15 protein-coding genes are annotated in these 18317 nt (G+C 43.9%); 6 read left to right on the plus strand and 9 right to left on the minus strand.

All coding sequences use genetic code 11. From position 1 onward, the window contains the following. Positions 1–77: 77 nt before the first annotated feature. The 4 genes from LFUMFP_RS09105 to LFUMFP_RS09120 all read right to left on the minus strand — a co-directional run bounded on the left by LFUMFP_RS09105 (position 78) and on the right by LFUMFP_RS09120 (position 3994). Positions 78–1307, minus strand: a complete 1230-nt coding sequence (locus LFUMFP_RS09105; protein ID WP_158697744.1) for a BglG family transcription antiterminator — start codon at positions 1305–1307, stop codon at positions 78–80. Between the two features lie 148 nt (positions 1308–1455). Continuing rightward, a complete protein-coding gene (locus LFUMFP_RS09110; RefSeq protein ID WP_025082806.1) occupies positions 1456–2397 on the minus strand; it encodes a metal ABC transporter substrate-binding protein in 942 nt (313 codons plus the stop codon). Next, positions 2394–3254 carry a metal ABC transporter permease gene (locus LFUMFP_RS09115; protein ID WP_106483503.1) on the minus strand — a complete coding sequence of 287 codons (861 nt, stop codon included), beginning with the start codon at positions 3252–3254 and terminating at the stop codon, positions 2394–2396. The genes LFUMFP_RS09110 and LFUMFP_RS09115 overlap by 4 nt, the downstream gene beginning before the upstream one ends. Beyond that, positions 3251–3994, minus strand: a complete 744-nt coding sequence (locus LFUMFP_RS09120) for a metal ABC transporter ATP-binding protein (protein WP_025082808.1) — start codon at positions 3992–3994, stop codon at positions 3251–3253. The genes LFUMFP_RS09115 and LFUMFP_RS09120 overlap by 4 nt, the downstream gene beginning before the upstream one ends. 173 nt (positions 3995–4167) lie before the next feature. Here LFUMFP_RS09120 and LFUMFP_RS09125 point away from each other — a divergent pair, with 173 nt between their 5' ends. Both LFUMFP_RS09125 and LFUMFP_RS09130 read left to right on the plus strand, forming a co-directional pair. Further along, positions 4168–5088, plus strand: a complete 921-nt coding sequence (locus LFUMFP_RS09125) for a hypothetical protein (RefSeq protein ID WP_106483504.1) — start codon at positions 4168–4170, stop codon at positions 5086–5088. Positions 5089–5105: 17 nt separating this feature from the next. Then, positions 5106–5852 carry a sulfite exporter TauE/SafE family protein gene (locus LFUMFP_RS09130; protein WP_106483505.1) on the plus strand — a complete coding sequence of 249 codons (747 nt, stop codon included), beginning with the start codon at positions 5106–5108 and terminating at the stop codon, positions 5850–5852. A 201-nt stretch (positions 5853–6053) separates the two neighbouring features. On the opposite strand, the gene LFUMFP_RS09135 is transcribed toward LFUMFP_RS09130, so the two are convergent. Next, the gene (locus tag LFUMFP_RS09135) at positions 6054–6476 is read right to left on the minus strand and encodes a MarR family winged helix-turn-helix transcriptional regulator (RefSeq protein WP_025082810.1); all 423 of its coding nucleotides are present in this window, start codon (positions 6474–6476) and stop codon (positions 6054–6056) included. Positions 6477–6626: 150 nt separating this feature from the next. Between LFUMFP_RS09135 and LFUMFP_RS09140 the strand changes: the two genes are divergently transcribed. Then, complete coding sequence (locus LFUMFP_RS09140; RefSeq protein ID WP_025082811.1) at positions 6627–8294, plus strand: MFS transporter; 1668 nt, start codon at positions 6627–6629, stop codon at positions 8292–8294. A 416-nt stretch (positions 8295–8710) separates the two neighbouring features. On the opposite strand, the gene LFUMFP_RS09145 is transcribed toward LFUMFP_RS09140, so the two are convergent. Further along, a complete protein-coding gene (locus tag LFUMFP_RS09145; protein ID WP_106483506.1) occupies positions 8711–11047 on the minus strand; it encodes an ABC transporter ATP-binding protein/permease in 2337 nt (778 codons plus the stop codon). A 124-nt stretch (positions 11048–11171) separates the two neighbouring features. On the opposite strand from LFUMFP_RS09145, the gene LFUMFP_RS09150 reads away from it, so the two are divergent. Next, positions 11172–11690 carry a MarR family winged helix-turn-helix transcriptional regulator gene (locus LFUMFP_RS09150; protein WP_025082813.1) on the plus strand — a complete coding sequence of 173 codons (519 nt, stop codon included), beginning with the start codon at positions 11172–11174 and terminating at the stop codon, positions 11688–11690. A gap of 48 nt (positions 11691–11738) precedes the next feature. Here the strand turns inward: LFUMFP_RS09150 and LFUMFP_RS09155 are convergent, their stop codons facing one another. Beyond that, positions 11739–12263 (minus strand): TetR/AcrR family transcriptional regulator, encoded by a 525-nt coding sequence (locus LFUMFP_RS09155; protein WP_158697745.1) that lies wholly within the window; start codon positions 12261–12263, stop codon positions 11739–11741. 145 nt (positions 12264–12408) lie between these two features. Here LFUMFP_RS09155 and LFUMFP_RS09160 point away from each other — a divergent pair, with 145 nt between their 5' ends. Continuing rightward, complete coding sequence (locus tag LFUMFP_RS09160; RefSeq protein ID WP_106483508.1) at positions 12409–13797, plus strand: MDR family MFS transporter; 1389 nt, start codon at positions 12409–12411, stop codon at positions 13795–13797. Between the two features lie 132 nt (positions 13798–13929). Here LFUMFP_RS09160 and LFUMFP_RS09165 read toward each other — a convergent pair whose 3' ends face one another. Both LFUMFP_RS09165 and LFUMFP_RS09170 read right to left on the minus strand, forming a co-directional pair. After that, a complete protein-coding gene (locus LFUMFP_RS09165; protein WP_106483509.1) occupies positions 13930–15708 on the minus strand; it encodes an adenine deaminase C-terminal domain-containing protein in 1779 nt (592 codons plus the stop codon). A gap of 14 nt (positions 15709–15722) precedes the next feature. Beyond that, positions 15723–17069, minus strand: coding sequence for an NCS2 family permease (locus LFUMFP_RS09170; RefSeq protein WP_106483510.1), 1347 nt, complete (start codon positions 17067–17069; stop codon positions 15723–15725). Positions 17070–17236: 167 nt separating this feature from the next. Between LFUMFP_RS09170 and add the strand changes: the two genes are divergently transcribed. After that, positions 17237–18265 carry an adenosine deaminase gene (gene add, locus LFUMFP_RS09175; protein WP_106483511.1) on the plus strand — a complete coding sequence of 343 codons (1029 nt, stop codon included), beginning with the start codon at positions 17237–17239 and terminating at the stop codon, positions 18263–18265. Positions 18266–18317 lie beyond the last annotated feature (52 nt).

Here is an 18317-nt window from a genome sequence, read left to right on the forward strand (position 1 = left end):
AACAAACAGGGTTCAACTCATTTCAGTTCGATAGCTAGATACTAAGACCTAAAACATAGTAACTAAAAGTGGCTAACTTAAACTTGAAATTTTCGATTAATATAATTTGTAAAATCCATTGAAATATTAATAACATTGGCATATTTTACGTAGATATCATCAATCAAAGGATTATCTAGTTGATGGTTAGTCGATAACCGTTTAACCAAAGTTGCTAAATGAATCAATAAATAATCTTGAAGATCATTATCTAATCTGAACTTTGTTTTATAGATAAGATCAACATTTTTTAATGCATTATCGATTAATCTGATATAATTACTTTTTTGCTTATTTTCAACGTAGGAAAGCTTCCCAATCATCTGTCTTCTTAAATAAATAATTTCAAAATCCGGAACGATTAAATCATAATATTCCTCAATGTAATCAACTATCGTATGAACTAACGTCTCTACACGAATATCGTCACTCGGAATATTCTCCCCCGCTTTTTCATTAACATAGTTTTTTCGCAACAACCTAAATATTAATAACCTAACGTGTTCAATCACATTTTTTAACAATAAATCATTAATCGCATAATCATGCTCTTCAAGACTTGCTTCAAGCGTTTCTCTGAGCGCTCTTTCATCAATCATTTTTGTAAAAGCTTCGTATTCTGGCGTAATCACTAAGGTCGACAATTGTGTTCTAAATAGACCAATGATTGCTTTTCTTTTATTGTCTTCCTCACCCTCAACTAAAATACCAAACCGGGGTTTGCCACTCACTTTTAATGAATTCTCTCGAAAAAATGATTCAGTTTTCTTTAAGTCATCTTTAATTGTCGAAACACTGACATTTAAGCGTTCTGAAAGCTCCCTTAATGTCATGAAATCCCCTGCTAAAAGCAGAATAAACTCTAAGCTGTTCAAACGTTGCTTCATTGGAATAATTCGATCTCGATTTTCGCTAATGGCTATTTTCTGCGTAAAGCCTTTAAATTCCGCTTCATTTGATATGCCTAAGCAAAAGCCTTTTCCTCTGACCGTTTTAATCTGAAAGCCATTTTTTAGCCCATCGTGCTTCAAATCTTTAATATTCTTCCAAAGTGTTCGGTCACTAATCCCAAAATCCTCACATAACTTATCGCGACTGACCGGCTGTGGCGAACATTCACTTAGAACTGATAATAGGTGACCATACCTCATACGATTGCCTCCTCTACACTCAATATTGTATGCGCTTCCATTCGTTCCTACAATAACAACTATTTCCTCTTCTTTTTGCAAAAAGTACCTTATAGCCCCTAATTGATATTTTACCAATATAAAAGGCCACCACTCTTTTCCAAGAATGTTGGTCTCATATTATGATGATACTTGTAAAATGGACATCAATCAAATTTTATTTCTATTCAGCTATTAACCACCAAAAAAACGAGCTGCAAATCTGCAGCTCGTTTTTTTTTGATCGCTATTTTTGTGTTACTAATCCCGCATAAATCTGGTCGATGTTCCATTTCATCATCGTGTAATAGGTGTCGCCGGTTGTCCCTTTTTTCGCTAAGGAATCGGTGAATAATTTAGCGAATACTGGAATGCCCGTTTCTTTGGCAACCTTATCCATCGATTTCGGTGAGACCGAGGTTTCAACAAACAAGCTATGAACCTTGGCCGCTCTAATCTTCGCTAAGACGGCTTTCATCTGTTCTGGCGTCCCTTGCGATTCAGTATTAATCTCCCAAATATAGGCCGGCTGCACGTGATAGGCTTGACCGAAATATTTAAAGGCGCCTTCCGAAGTCACTAATAAGCGTTGTTGTTCTGGAATCGCCAAAAATTTCGATTGCGCCGTGGTGTGCAGTTTTTGCAATTTAGCAATATACCGATCCGCATTTTGTTGGTAAAAGGCCGCATTCTTCGGATCCTTATCCTTCAAAACCTTGGTAATATTTTGAACGTAAATAATGCCGTTTGCTAAATCCAACCAAGCGTGCGGATCTTGTTCTTTAACGTTGGTCGTTAAATGCTGGACCTTGATACCATCACTGGCCGCAAAAACGTCTTCGTCAAACTTTTTATGTGAAGTTTCAACGAGTTTTTTAAACCAGCCATTACCACCCGTTTCCAGATTTAAGCCGTTGTGGAAAATCACATCGGCATCCGTAGCTTGCGTAATATCACTCGGTTGCGGTTCGTATTCGTGCGGATCAGTCCCACGTTTAACAATACTATAGAGTTCAATTCGATCCTGCCCGACTTGGTGGACCAAATCTTCCAAAATCGAATTGGTTGTGACGACTTGTAATTTTTGGGTGGTCGGCGCACTCGGTACCGTATTGCGCTGATTCAGCCAGCAATAAACGCCGCTGACCATCGCGATGACACCGACGAAGGTGATTAAAATTCGTTTCATTTAGTTGGCTCCTTTGCACTTGGTCGCCATTTGAGGAAACCTTGTTTGGGGGCGACTAAGAAAGAAATCGCGAATAGAACAGCCGCCATCAGCACAATCGCTGGGCCCGATGCCCAATTCAAGGTATAGCTGAAATATAAACCGGTCGTGGCTGAGATCACGCCGATTCCGGCGGATAAAAAGAGCATCGTTGCGAGGCGTTCCGTCCATAAAAAGGCGGTCGCCGCCGGGGTAATTAACATCGCAACGACTAAGATAATCCCGACCGTTTGCAACGCCGAAACCGTGACTAACGTTAACACTAACATTAGTCCGTAATGCAATAGTTGCGTTTTTAAACCGTAAGTTTTCGCGTAAGTTTCATCGAACGACGTAATCAATAATTCCTTGTAGAAAATCGAAACGAATAAGATCACTAAGCCTAAAACCACCGCGGTCGTCATGATATCACTATCGCTGACCGCCAAAATATTCCCGAATAAGATATGGTGTAAGTTCGTCGCACTTTCAGCCATCGAAATCAGGATAAAACCCAGCGCGTAAAAAGCACTGAAGACAATCCCAATCGACGTATCGGTTTTAACTTTACTATTGGCGGCGACAAAGCCGATTAAAACGGCGGCTAGAATCCCGAAAACCGAAGCTCCGAATAAGACGTTAATCCCGAGCATGTAGGCCACGGCGACCCCTGGTAATACCGCGTGTGAAATCGCATCGCCCATTAACGACATCCCGCGTAAGATAATGAAACAGCCGACAATCCCCGACATCACCCCGACCATAATCGCCGTTAACAAGGCACTTTGGAGAAAATCATATTGGCCTAAAGCGCTAATAAAATCATGAATTGAGGTCATTTAGCCACCTCCTGATCTGTTTCAAACAAGATTGCTGATAGATCCTCACTGAAAGCCTGTGCCATATTATCAGCATGATAAACCGATTCAACCGGCCCATAAGCGACAATCCCGTGATTCATAATTACTAAGTCATCAAAATACTGGGTCACTTTATTTAAATCGTGATGGACGACAATAATCGTTTTACCGGCATCGCGCCAAGCTTTCATGATGGTCATAATCGCCGTTTCACTCTGTAAATCAATCCCAACAAATGGTTCGTCTAAGATAATAATATCGGCTTCTTGGACAATCGCCCGCGCCACGAAAACACGTTGGAGTTGCCCGCCCGACAACTGGCCGATTTGCCGTTTCGCAAACGCCGTCAATGAGACCTGTTCTAAAGCCGCTAAACTAGCCGCTTTTTCAACTTTACCGGGGTTTCTCAATAAGCCTAGTTGGCCATACGTCCCGGTCAACACGACATCCAAAACGTTGATGGGAAAGTTCAAATCTAAATCTTTGCGTTGTTCAACGTACGCCACGTTTTTGCGAACCTCTTTTAAGGGTCGCTGGTTGTAAGTAACTTGGCCTTGTTGTGTTTTAATCAACCCCAGTATCGCTTTGATCAGGGTTGATTTACCCGCACCGTTTGGTCCAATGATTCCAGTTATTTTGCCTGCTTCAAATTGAACGGCAACATCAGTGAAGACTGGTGTGTCATCGTAAGCAACGGTGAGGTTCTTAATTGTTAGCATAAAGAGCCTCCATCCATTTTTAGGTAAACCTAACTTATTACCTTCATCATACATTATTTTAGTATCGATAACAATATTTTTAGGCTAACTTAATTTTCGCCAAACCTGCCTTCTTTTAAAGAATATGTTATGCTAGTTTGTACGATTATTTTTAGTAAGGAGTTTTAAGAATCTTGAAATCAATTCATTTAAAATGGCTGGAATATCTGACCGGCTTTATCTTCATTATAAGTATGGTCGCCATCGCTACTTGGTTAGACGATGTCGAAATTATTTTACCGGAAATCGCCGCTTTGACGGCTGGTCTATGGCTTTATCACGAACCCAATTGGGTGGCCAATCCCAGCAAAATATTTATCATCCCGTCAACCACCGCGATTGTCGGTTTTGGGATTAACTTATTACCGTGGACCTATCCCGAAAAAATCCTATTATTACTCGGCTTAATGGTCGGTTTTCTAAGTGTCATGCGGTCCACATTAGCGCCGGCGTTTGCGACTGGGTTACTGCCGATTATCGTCAATGCACGTCACTATTCATTTATTATCGCGATTTTAGTGTTCACCTTAATCTTAATGTTGGCCGTTCAATTCCGGCAACTCGCGACCCGCACTGCCGATCCACTACCGATTAATTACCGCGCGATGCTCGTCTTTTTAGGTTTAGCGGTGATTTGGGTCGGCCTAGTCACCTTAGCCGGTAAACCACAGATGGCGGCGATTCCGCCGGTTTTTGTCGTCTTTTTCGAAGTGTTACAAAAACCAATGTATTCTGGTAAAATGGCCGTTAAACAAGTGATCGCCCTCACCGGGGCAGCGACGATTGGCGTCATCACTTATAGCTTAATCGATTCGCGTTTACTAGTGACTTTAATCGCACTTCCACTAGTGGCCCTCTTGCTTTGGCTATTACGGGTTAAAATCCCGGCAGCCTATGCTTTCCCATTATTAGCGATCATCTTACCAACCACGATGTTCCACACACTGCCCCTGACCAGTTTGCTAGCCACTAGCTATTTCTTCGGCGGCGCTTATCTATACCATCGATTGGTCAGACCCTATTTCCAACCAACTAAAGCATCCATTCATTCATAGAAAAGAGTTCCTTTAAAATGGCGACCTTCCAAATGAGTTTCATCTTAATCTTGATTGGTATTGCGGCGGGCATCGTCAGCACGGTTGGCGGCTTGGCCTCATTAGTTTCGTATCCCGCCTTATTGGCGCTTGGATTACCACCCGTCACCGCCAACGTGACTAATACGGCCGGTTTAATTTTTACCGGCGTTGGGGCCACAATCGCCTCGCGTAAAGAATTGAAACACCAGCGCAAAGAGCTGCTGACACTCCTACCGTTAACCTTGATCGGTTGTATTGTCGGCGCGTTACTACTCTTTAAAATTCCCGCGGCGACTTTTCAAAAAGTGGTGCCTTTCTTTATTTTATCGGCCGGCCTCTTAATTTTGATTCCGCGCCATCTACAAGTTAAACAACCGGCTCAGTGGCAAGTTGTTCTCGCTTGGTTCGGCGTCTTCTTCGTTGGGATTTATAGTGGCTATTTCGGCGCCGCTTCTGGCGTGTTAATGTTGTCTTTACTCTCGATCATCAGCCAAGCGCGCTTCACTGAATACAACGCCACCAAAAATCTGATTATGGGCCTAGCCAATTGTATCGCAACGTTGATCTACTACTTACAAACGACGATTCAATGGTCGCTCGTTTGGCCGTTAGGGATTGGCTTTTTAGTGGGTGGTTTAATCGGCCCCTCAATCGTTCGCTTGCTCCCCGAACGCTGGACTAAAATCGGCATCGGGATTGCCGCAATTGGCCTAGCGATTAGTTTATTTGTCCAAGCTTATTAACTAAAAAACAGTGCGTGATCACCGAATCATCGGTAATCACGCACTGTTTTTTTAGTTTAAAATGATTAGTTAATGTTCTAAACGCGCTTCTCAAGTAGGCTTTTCCGGTTAACGACATAACGGAAACCATGGGTAAATCGCCCATAATTCCCGTTATTAGGTTAATCCTCAAAGCCTGACCAACTTGAGTCAGCGCTCTGATCAAATTGTACTTTTCGCCGCCATTAACAACAGTCGTTTGAAATCCGTTTGTTCTTTAGTCGTCATCGTTTCGGTCATGCGTTGGAAACAGATATCGACTTCCTTTTTGACGGATGGATAAACTGCCCATGCTTTGTCAGTCGGTTGAATGTCGTAAGTTCGTTTGTCTTTCGTATTTTTCGTGCGAATCAAATAACCCGTTTCTTCTAATTTCAAAACCGTTTTGGCGACGACACTTTTGTCTAAGCCGAGTCGTTTGGTGATCCCATCTTGGGTCAATACGCCAAAATCACAAACAATCGAAATCACTAGCGCTTGGGCGGCGGTTAATGCATATTGCGCACAGCCTTCATTTAACCAAATATGCGATTTACGATACAAAATTGAAATGGCTTTAAAGCCGCTATCCATAATATCAGGCATGTCAGTTGGCCTCCTCATCTGTTACCGTTATTCTAACTAAACATAGTGGCATTTGCAACTAGTTGTTGACGTCCAAAAATGAGTGTGCTAAATTAATATAGTGGCAATTGCCACCTTTTTTAATTTTAAAGAACGGGAAGTTAAACACTTATGGAACAAACCACTAAAATTTGGAACAAACAGTTTATTTTACTATTCATCACCAACTTATTGATGATGGCCGCCTTTTACGCCTCAATTCCGATTATTCCGATTTACTGTCAAGAACACGGCATTACTGGGATGAAAGTCGGGATTGTTCTAACGGCGATGTCGCTGGCGACCATTATTTTTCGACCAATTGCCGGTTATCTATTGGATAACTTCAATCGCTACCACGTCTATTTATTATTTCTCGGACTATTCTGTCTCGCTTTCCCAAGTTTCATTCTCTTCCCCACTTTTGGCGCACTCGTTTTAATCCGTTTATACATGGGGATTGTCTATTCCGTCTGTGGTTCGGCCACTATGACGCTGGCCGGCGATGTTTTGCCGCGTGCTAACGTAACCGCCGGCATCAGTCGCTTTGCCTTAACGATTTCGATTGGGATGGCTTTTGGCCCCTATATCGGGATTCAAGTTCAAAACTACGTCAACAGTCCAACTGCATTCTTAATTATCTTTGCAATGACCGTCGTGGCCTTCATCTGTGTTTGTGCCAGCCATATTCAATATCCAAAGGTCACTCGCAAAAAGTTTGCTTTTAGAGATACAATTTACAAACCAGCCTTACCTTTCATGTTCAACATGATGTTCCTCATGATTCCATTTGGCGCCGTGATTGCTTATTCATCCTTACTCGCCCAAGACTTACATTTAACAGCAACCATTCCGTATTTCTACATTTGTTTAGTGCTCGGCATGTTATTATCAAAATTTTCAACCCAAAAAATGATCGATAACGGTCGTCACCGGGTTCTCGTATACCTCAGCTTAGTCCTTTTAATGGTCACGATGGCCAGCTACGCCTTCTTAACAACCAGTCTGCATCTATTAATCGCCGGTTTCCTATTCGGTTTAGGTTACGGTATTCTCCAACCACTCTTCCAATCCTTTGTGACTGGCACCACCCCCGCGCCTAAACGTGGCGTTGCCAATGCTACTTACATGCTTTCTTATGATATCGGTATTGGGATTGGCTCATTTTTAATGGGCAGTCTGCAAACCTCGATTGGGATTGCCAACGGTTTTGCATTAACGGCCTTGGCCTTTGTCATCGGCGGCGTCATCTACGCGGTTTATGTCGATCGTTATTACCTTAAATTGAAAAATCAATTGACCAGCCAGGCCACACCTGACAATATCGTCAAAACGCATATGGAGCACGACGTTTACACCTTACCAGCTACCGCTAACGTCCAAGAAGCGTTACTTTATTTCTCACAAAAACACATTAGTGGCGCCCCAATTGTTAATCAAAATGGGCAACCAGTTGGCTTTATCAGTGATGGCGATATTTTACGTTATCTCCGCACCGCCGATTATCCAGCTGCTGCACTCGATGGCACCGCCTTATTAACGGCCCTTTTAGAAACCGATGTTGATTTTGATCAAAAATTGGCGAATCTAACGTCGTTAAGTGTTCTAGAAGTTAGTACCCGTCAGCTCATTACAGTTGACCCCACCGCTTCTTTCGAAAGTGTTTGTCAGCTGTTAAGTGCTAAACCGATTAAAAAAGTGCCAGTTGTCGAAAATCATAAAATCGTTGGGATTATCACCCGGTCGAATATTACCGATTATCTGACCCAACGCTATTTGAAACAAGCAACGACGATGTAATAAAAATAGCCCCCCTCGACGGTTAGTCGAGGGGGGCTATTTTTTTGAAATGCGCTTCTCGAGTAATCTTTTCCGGTTAACGACATAACGGAACCCATGGGTAAATCGCCCATAATTCCCGTTATTAGGTTAATCCTCAAAGCCTAACCAACTCGAATCAGCGCTCTATCTGAAACGCGCTTTTGTTTGCAACAACTTCCGCTTAACCTAAAATCACCAATTATCTTAAGTTCAAGATAACTGGTGATTTTTGTTAATGCTCAGTTGCTACCCGCAACCAAGTTAACGCTCTAAACGCGCTTCTTGAGCAAACCTTTCCGCCTAGCTACAAAACGACCCTGATGGTTAAAATACAAACCATCAGGGTCGTTTCTAGGCTATGCTCAAGGTTTAATCGCTCAAGTCACGCTCTGCTCTTATTCTGATCTTAATGCGATTGCTGCGTCTTTTTTCGCTGCCATTCTAGCTGGTACGTGGCCGCCTAGGATTGTTAAGACTGTGCTGACAATCACTAAGACAATGCCGTGGACTGGGTTTAACTGCGAGACGTTGGTCAAGCCGGTTAAATTCTCTAGGATGACGTTGATTGGGAACGTGCATAACCACGCGACCACAACGCCGAAGATTCCGGAGCCCATCCCTAAGATGGCGGTTTCCGCATCGAAGACGCGGGTGATATCTTTCTTACGAGCACCTAAGGCTTTCAAGACCCCAATTTCTTTGGTCCGTTCGAGGACTGACGTGTAAGTGATAATCGCGATCATAATCATCGATGTCACTAATGAAATACCGGCAAAAGCGACTAAGACGTAAGTAATTGCGTCCATCATGCCTCCGGTTAATTTCGAAACTTGGCCAGCCATATCCGTGTAGATAATTTGGTCGGCTTTCTTTTTACCCGTATTGTATTTGTCTAAATAATCCAACACTTGATCTTTCTTCTTGAAGTTGGTTGGGTAAATTTGGATACTTGATGGCGTTTGTTCGCCACCTAATACAGTTAACATTTGTGTTTTAGTCGTAGCATCCATTGCCGCACCAGTCATCACGTTAGTTGTGCTGGCGGTTTGGGCTTGGACAATTGCTGAATTCTTATTCGCGTTATAAACTTCTTTGGTCAATTGATCGCTATAAACGACGCCACTCGCCAATAAACCGTCACTATTTTTCGATTTAACCCGTAAAATACCGACAACGTTTAGCTCTTTGGTGCTGCTAGCAGTCGCCATTGACGCGTAATCTTGGTTGGGTAAGTAGTTGCCAGTTGGTAATTTTTGGTAGAAACTATCATTGTTAACCAGTTTGATTGACGTACCGATTAACTTGTTATAATCAATTTTCTGATTGCGTTTAGCGTCGATGCCTAAGTTCTTCAGCGCCGATAACGTAATGTTATTTTGGCGATCAACGACTAAAATGACATCCGTTTTCTTCGTTGGGTAACGACCTGCTAACACTTTATAGTTCGATTTCAAGAAACTTTGGCCACCGTTACGATCGATTGGATAAACGGAACCACCCACACCGGTCATGCTCGCCATCATCGCTGAGGCATCAATCGTTGAGGCGCCGGCATCGGAATTGCTAAACTTCACCGTTTGCCACTTGCCGTCGACTTTACGGATTAAATTCATCCCAGTGCTGTAAGAAATCGCAATGTTTTTAGCGTCTTTCTTCGGCATCTTTTGAACGTAATCAACGTATTTAGTCGTCAACTTGTTGATGTGTTGCGTCTTTTCAGACTGACTTAAATCCGCTTTGACGTATTTGCCTTTCGCAAAGCCTTTACTCTGGCCGCTCATCACGGATTGGGTGCCGGAAGCATCAGAAGCGACCGCCCCAATTGAGACCGGCATCGAAGCCATCGTATCTTGTTGTGTTTGATCAATTTGTTTCTGGAAACCATTCGAAAGCGCCAAGACAATCGCGATACTGATGATCCCAATTGAAGAGGCAAAGACGGTCAAGAATGTCCGGCCTTTCTTAGTCATGATATTCTTAAACGACAATTTCAGAGCCGTTAAATAACTCATCTTTGTGTGTTTCAATTCAAAATTATTGGCCGTATCGTGATCTTCATACGGGTTTGAATCGGTTTGAATCTTACCATCCGCAAATTCAATAATCCGGTCGGCGTATTGACGCGCCAAGGTTGGGTTATGGGTCACCATGACGACTAATCGTTCTTCAGATAACTCTTTGATCAGTTGCATGATTTCTTCGGATGTTTCAGAATCCAAAGCGCCGGTTGGTTCATCGGCTAACAGAATTTCAGGATCATTGGCAATCGCCCGCGCAATGGCGACCCGTTGCATTTGACCACCGGATAATTGGTTGGGTTGTTTGTGCATGTGTAACTTCAAACCAACCCGAACTAAGGCGTCTTCTGCGCGCTTTTTCTTTTCAGCCGCATCGACACCGGAAAGGGTCATCCCCATTTCCACGTTATCAATAATCGATAAATGGCCAATAATGTTATACGATTGGAAAATAAAACCGACCGAGTTATTCCGGTAAGCATCCCAATCTGAATCCTTAAACGTATCGGTTGATTTACCTTCAATAATCAGGTTCCCAGAATCATAACGATCTAGGCCACCAATCATATTTAACATCGTCGTTTTACCCGAACCAGAAGGTCCCAAAACGGCCACAAATTCTTGTTTTCTAAACGCGACTGATACGTCGTCCAATGCCTTAGTCGTTGTTTCGCCAACGGTATAATATTTCTTTAAATGCTGTAATTCAAGCAACCCGTTCACATCCTTCACTTAAGTTATTTCCAATTATAATAAACATTTAACAATTGTCAATCATTGATTTTAATTAATTATACCTTTATACTGATATTATTCGCAACAATAAAGGAGCAACGTTATGGCTGAACCTAGTTTCCCACCCAACATTGATGCACTCCCCGCTAACATTAAAGTGCTCGCCACCTTATTTTCAACGTTAGCGCAAAATATTTTTCGTTTTATTAATACAGAATCGTCCGATTTGACCCCTTTAAATTCCTTAATCGTCTGTACCGTCGCGTGTCATCCCGGCATTGCGATGTCCGATTTAGCCGACCAATTAGGGATTGCTAAATCGCAACTCTCGCGCAATGTCCTTACCTTAGAAAAGCTAGACCTCGTTGAACGCCGACATAATACCGATAACCGTCGATTGGTCAACGTTTACGCCAATCCAGCCGGTAACGCCATGGCCCAAGCACAAGTTTTAAAAGTCGCCCAACATCTAAACGGGTTACTGGATAAACTCGAAGCGCCCGAGCAACAACGACTAGATGTCCTACTAAGTGAAACCTTGGCAATTTTAGCCAAAGCGGATATTGTCCCGATTCCAGTCGAACAACTTAAAACGGCGGCCTTACAACGCCAATCTAAATAACCGACACCCCACTCAAAAAAATGAGCTGGCGTCGGTTATTTTTGTGGTTTAACGCCGGTACTCATCACAAATCAAGGCCGCCATCTTTTGAGGTGTTTCTTGGCAATCGTTGCGTAACCATTCGCGCGCAACCGCGCCAAAGCCCGCCATGAAAAATTGCAAATGGTAATGCCGTTCGTCATCAACGTAGAACTGACTACTGGGAGCTGGCATAATGGGCGCATCTGGCGGCGTAAAATACTGATGATCCGTCAAATAAATCCCGTAAAAATCGCGGTGCGATTGGATAAACTCAAATAATTGTGCAAAAATCGATTCAATATTCGCGTACGTTTGTCGATCCAACGGTTTTAGAATCAGTCGGATTTCCTGTTGAAACCCGTTTTGAATCGTTTCGGTTAACGCGTAAATATCGGCGTAGTGGGCGTAAAACGTCGTCCGATTGACTTGCGCCAATGTACATAATGATTGGATCGTAATTTTATTGAGGGGTTTCGTATGAATTAACGTCAAAAAGGCTTTTTCAATCTTATCTTTAGAGACTTGTTTCCGTTGATTTTGTTTAGTATTCACCGCCGCACCACCTTTCGCATCGTTATCCAAATCATACCATTAATCCGACAAAATGACCGATTTTATCGGTTGTAATCCGGCTAAATAGGCGTATATTACTAAAGGCCATAATAACTGGCATTATTACTTATAAGGATGGTTTAAAATGGTCAACGAAAAACAAAGAACGTCAATTTTTATCAATATTCTGATTAGTTGTATTGCCTCATCAATGCTCGCAACGGCCCTGACGACGGCGCTTCCGTCGATGGTCGTCGACTTCCATATCTCGGTCACGACCGGCCAATGGTTGACCAGCGGCTATTCACTCGCGATGGGCATCACGATGCCATTAACCGCCTTTTTAATCACTAAATTTCCAACGCGTAAACTCTATTTAACCGCCATTAGCCTGTTCATCGCCGGCCTCGCGCTCTGCGTGGTCGCACCAAATTTCGTCGTCTTAATGATCGGCCGCGTCTTGCAGGCCTGCGGGAACGGGATTCTGACTTCGATGGCCCAAGTCATTCTACTGACAATGTATCCACTCGAAAAACGGGGCACGATCATGGGTTGGTACGGGTTATCAATCGGCGCCGCACCAGTAATCGCCCCCACAATTGCCGGCATCTTAGTCGATACAAGCGGTTGGCGGATGATTTTCATCGCCGCGATTGTCATCATGGCGATTTCACTCGTTTTTGCCTTCATGGTCTTTAAAGACGTTTTGCCCACAAGTAAGAAACATTTCGACACCCTATCATTTGTCATCAGCGGGATTGCCTATGCCGGGATTACACTCGGGATTGGCAATATCGGGACTTATAAACTCTTCTCACTCCCCGTTTTATGCCCGTTGATTCTCGGCATTTTAGGGATGTTCATCTTTGCGAAACGCCAATTTAAACGCCCAGAACCCTTCTTAGATCTCCACGTTTTACAAAATAAAGTGTTCGTCATTAGTTTAATCGGTAGTATGTTATTGTATTTCGTGATGATGGGTTCTTCGATTATCCTACCACTGTTCATTCAAACCATTAAGGGTTTCTCGGCAACGACTTCCGGCTTAGTCACACTCCCCGGTTCACTGGCCATGACCATCTTGAGTCCCTTTGCTGGTAAAATTTATGACCGCTTTGGGATGCGACGCTTATTCATCGCCGGCGCTTTAGTCCTCTTGATTAGTAATGTGGGCATGATTTTCATTACGCTTAAAACCTCTCTCATCCTAATCGCCGCACTCAACGTCTTGCGGAGCCTGGCCATCGGTTGTTTGATGATGCCGTTAGTCACTTGGGGGATGAGTGGCATCGACGTCCAAATGACCGCGCACGGGACAGCCTTATTAACCTCGTTGCGGACGATTGCTGGCGCGGTCGGTTCCGCAATCTTCGTCAGCATCATGAGTACAGTTGCTAAAAATTCAGCCGCCACTTTAGGCGCACAAGCACCCATGCACGGCGTTAACATGACCTTCTTGTTCATGAGTTTAGTCTCAGTCATCTTAATGCTCGTCGCTATTTTTGCTAAAACTAATCAGCGATCAGCTGAATAACTGGTTAAAACTAACAATTCAAAAAACGGTCTATCCTGTTGGGATAGGCCGTTTTTCTAATTTGGTCCGCAATCAAATCGCGGATGTTGGCACTCGATTGATACCCACGGTCTGTCACAGCTTGATTTTATATTATTGAATTTCTAAAATCGGATCAAACAACGTTAATTGATTGCAATCAACATTGCCTAAATCGGTGATTGCTAAATCTGGAATCGCGGTGATGGGCAAGAACGTCATGTAAAACATCGGATCCACGACCTGACTACCGATGGCTTGACTCGCCTTTAGAATCGCTTTTTCTTGTATGGCAAGTTCAGCGGGGGTCACATCACTGACAATTCCCGCAATCGGTAATGGTAAGAAACTTAGAATCTCGCCATCTGCCACGACAACTTGGCCACCATCGCGTTCAATTAACGTATTGACCGCTAGTGCCATATCAGCCGGATTAACTCCCATCACAATCAGATTATTATCATCGGGCGCGGCACTAGAAGCCATCGCGCCTTTTTTGAGTGTCCAACCGGAAGTGAATCCCAGTGATTGATTACCATTCTTACCAAAGCGCTCTAAGACCGAAATCAACGCGACATCTTGAGCTGGATCGATTTGGACAATCCCGTCTTGAACTGCCAAAGTTTTGGTTTTCGCACGGCGGACAAACGGTCCTTCACTGGCAATCGTTTGAACCGTCACCTGTTGCGCTGATTCAGCGACATGGTATTCGAAATCACTGGCTTGTACCCGCTCGCGAACGACCGTATTCGCTAAACTAGCGGGACGGACTGGGCGCACCAATGGTGTATCAATTTGATAATCGGTTGCAACTGGTTGGCCTTTCGCCAATACTTTGGTGATCTTAAATTGGTTTAAATCCGAGACGAATAAAATGTCCGCATGGCGGTTCGGCGCAATCAACCCAATTTGGTCATCGACCCGATACGCTTCGGCACTATTAATCGTCGCCATTTGAATCGCCGTCATTGGTGCCACACCGGCCGCAATCGCTAAGCGCACTAGATGGTCCAAGTGTCCTTTTTGATCAATATCCATCGCATTGACATCATCGGTACAGAAACTAACATGTCGTGCAATTTGCCCGTCAGTTTCAGTGATGGCACGAATATTCTCGGCTAAGAAATGAGTCACAGAGGATTCGCGAATCACGACGTTGATCCCTTTACGGACTTTTTCGAGTAATTCTTGGTGATCATAACTTTCGTGATCGACCCGGACACCACTCATTAAATATTCGTTTAACTTAGTGCCAGTTGCCATTGGCGCACAACCCCAAACCGGTTGATGATTATCTTGCGCACTCAACAACGTTTTTAACGTATCTTCATCTAAGGTTTCAACTGCTTCACGAACGGTTTCCCAAACCCCATAGACATCCGCACGCTTTTGTAACTGTGCTTGAACGTCGGAATTGATGTTATCGGCAATCGTCGACGCTGGAATTGTGTAGGGGGTTTTAAACGGTGCGCCCCAGAAGACCCGCATCGGCAGTTGTTCAACTTCTTTAAAAATTTCGGTTAAACCGGCCACCCCAATCACGGAAATATATTCGTCTAATCCCGAAACGATACTCGTTGTTCCGTGGGGCACGACGGCTTCAGCGAAACTCGTCATACTCAGCTTGCTACATTCAACGTGAATGTGCCCATCAATTAACCCCGGCACCAAATATTGTTGCTGGGCATCGATGATTTGCGTTTGACTGCCGATATAGGCCGAAACGTCGGGATCAACCGCGACAATTTTACCCTGATAAATCGCCACTTCGGCAGGATAAATTTCGGCAGTCATCACGTTGACGAGTTGACCATTTTGAATCACTAAATCGGCCGGGCGTTTGGCGCCACCAGCTTGAATCAAGGCTTTAAAAGCGGTTAATCGATCTGACATCTGAATGAACTCCTTTATTTCGGTAAGATATTAATCACATACAACAGAATAATGAAGACGAAGAATAAAGCGTACATCGCGGGATGAATTTCTTTACGCCGGCCCGCAGCAAGCATCGTTAATGGATAAACTAAGAAGCCAAAGGCAATCCCGTAAGCAATGTTATAAGTCAGTGGCATCGCGATTATCGTTAAAAAGCTAGGTAAAGCAACTTCGAAACGGCCCCAATCAATCTTGCTCAATGAGCTGGCCATCAAGACGCCGACAATGATTAAAACCGGCGCAGTGACTTGGGTCGTCACAACGGTCAGTAAGGGTGAGAATAACATCGAAAAGCCGAACATGACCCCAACCACTAAACTGGTTAAACCGGTCTTACCACCCATCGCAATCCCCGCTGAGGATTCAACGTAAGCAGCAGTTGGCGTAGTCCCCATTACGGAACCGGCCATCATTGAAATTGAATCAGCCATTAAAGCTTGGCCCACGCGTGGCATTTTACCATTTTTCATGAAACCGGCTTGTTCGGCTAACCCGATTAAGGTGCCGGCTGTATCGAAGAACGCGACTAATAAGAAAATTAAAACAACCGCCCATAATTGGGGTTGGTTGATGTCGCCTAGATGTTGAATCCCAACGCCAAACGTCGGTTTCATGCTAGGCGCAACGGAAATTAAATGACTCGGTAATGAAATTAACTTCGTGACTAAGCCCAAAATGGTCGTCGCAATCATCCCGATGAAAATCGCGCCGTTAACCTTTTTGGCCATCAAAGCGCCGGTCACAATTAGCCCAAAGATTGTTAACCAAGTCGTTGGCACCGTCAACGAACCCATTTGAACCAACGTTGACTTGCTGGCAACGATTAAACCGCCACCTTGCAAGCCGACAAAGGCTATGAATAACCCGATTCCGGCGGCCATCGCCAGTTTTAAATCATGCGGAATCGCATCGATAATGTATTCCCGAATTTTGAATAAAGTAATCACCATGAATATCACGGAAGCGACAACGACGCCGGCCATCGCGGTTTGCCACGAAATGCCCATCGCAATCACGACTGAATAAGTAAAGAACGCGTTGTCGCCTAACCCTGGCGCAATGGCGATCGGATAATTCGCCAAGAAAGCCATCAATAATGAACCGATAATGGCGGATAAGGCAGTGGCGGTGAAGACCGCCCCTTTATCCATCCCGGCTTCACCCAAAATTTGCGGATTGACGAATAAGATATACGCCATTGAGACGAAGGTCGTTAACCCGGCAAGCACTTCCCGTTTAACGTTTGTGCCCGATTCCTGTAATTTAAAGACGCGGTCGGCTTGACCACTTAATCCAGATAATTGTTCTGCTGCTGCCATTTCTACTCAGCTCCCATTTACAATTGATAAGTTCAGTATGCCAAAACATTTTAGATAAATCAAGAACAATATTTCTGAAAATTAAATAATCGTTCGGATTTAACTTGAAATACACACTGATTTCCAGTATGCTATGGTTATTGATAATTCTTTAGGAGGCTGATTTTTTGAAAAACCAATTAGCAACACGTGATTTTATTAACGGTTTACCCAAAGCAGAATTGCATTTACATCTAGAAGGCACGCTCGAACCCGAATTGAAATTAGCGCTCGCTCAAAAAAACGGCGTTGATATCGGCCAAACGACGATTGCCGAAGTCCAAGCCAGCTACAACTTCAATTCACTCGCCTCATTTTTGGCCGTCTATTATCCAGCAATGGACGTCTTACAAACCGAAGCTGATTTCTACCAATTAGCCATGGCCTATTTAACCAAGGCGCATCAAGAAAATATCCGTTACACCGAACTCTTCTTCGATCCACAAGCGCACATGGCTCGCGGGATTGCTTTCGAAACCGTTGTCAACGGCTTTCACCGCGCCTGTGTCGACGCGCACGCCTTCAATGTCGATGCCCATCTCATCATGTGTTTCCTTCGTGATTTATCAGCGGAATCGGCGCGCCAACTTTTAGAAACTGCCAAACCTTATCAAGCCAAGATTCTCGGTATTGGTTTAGATTCCGATGAACACCACAATCCACCATTGAAATTCCTACGCGAATACGGCGAAGCAGTTGCCCAAGGTTACCGGATTACGATGCACGCCGATATTGATCAAGTGGATTCGATTCAACATATTCAACAGGCACTCGAGATTATCCGGGTTGAACGCTTGGATCACGGCACCAACATCGTCGAAAACCCCGACCTGGTTGATTGGGTCGCGCAACTCAAAATCGGTTTAACTTCTTGTCCCTTATCCAACCGGCTAGTTGCCGACGATATGAAGGATCAAGAAGTCCTCAACTTAATCGACCACGACGTTAAAGTCTCCATTAATTCGGACGATCCGGCCTACTTCGGTGGCTACATCAACGATAACTACGAAGCCATCGCCAATGCGAACCAATTGACGATCGACCAAGTCGTGACCTTCGCTAAAAATTCATTCGAAACAGCCTGGATTAGCGACGTTCAAAAAGCAACTTACCTGACTGAAATCGACGAATACGTTGAAAACTATTTAAAGGACTAATCAAAAGGCACCGATAACCGCTTAAATTAAGCCGTTATCGGTGCCTTTTCAA

It is taken from the genome of Latilactobacillus fuchuensis (assembly GCF_900258455.1).
Taxonomy (GTDB): Bacteria; Bacillota; Bacilli; order Lactobacillales; family Lactobacillaceae; genus Latilactobacillus; species Latilactobacillus fuchuensis.

Bases quoted from the DNA above. Each gene is read 5' to 3' on its own strand.
- LFUMFP_RS09110 (WP_025082806.1), bottom strand. From the start codon at position 2,397: ATGAAACGAATTTTAATCACCTTCGTCGGTGTCATCGCGATGGTCAGC.
- LFUMFP_RS09130 (WP_106483505.1), top strand. From the start codon at position 5,106: ATGGCGACCTTCCAAATGAGTTTCATCTTAATCTTGATTGGTATTGCG.
- LFUMFP_RS09140 (WP_025082811.1), top strand. From the start codon at position 6,627: ATGGAACAAACCACTAAAATTTGGAACAAACAGTTTATTTTACTATTC.
- LFUMFP_RS09170 (WP_106483510.1), bottom strand. From the start codon at position 17,069: ATGGCAGCAGCAGAACAATTATCTGGATTAAGTGGTCAAGCCGACCGC.
- LFUMFP_RS09160 (WP_106483508.1), top strand. From the start codon at position 12,409: ATGGTCAACGAAAAACAAAGAACGTCAATTTTTATCAATATTCTGATT.
- LFUMFP_RS09135 (WP_025082810.1), bottom strand. From the start codon at position 6,476: ATGCCTGATATTATGGATAGCGGCTTTAAAGCCATTTCAATTTTGTAT.
- LFUMFP_RS09120 (WP_025082808.1), bottom strand. From the start codon at position 3,994: ATGCTAACAATTAAGAACCTCACCGTTGCTTACGATGACACACCAGTC.
- LFUMFP_RS09115 (WP_106483503.1), bottom strand. From the start codon at position 3,254: ATGACCTCAATTCATGATTTTATTAGCGCTTTAGGCCAATATGATTTT.
- LFUMFP_RS09150 (WP_025082813.1), top strand. From the start codon at position 11,172: ATGGCTGAACCTAGTTTCCCACCCAACATTGATGCACTCCCCGCTAAC.
- LFUMFP_RS09165 (WP_106483509.1), bottom strand. From the start codon at position 15,708: ATGTCAGATCGATTAACCGCTTTTAAAGCCTTGATTCAAGCTGGTGGC.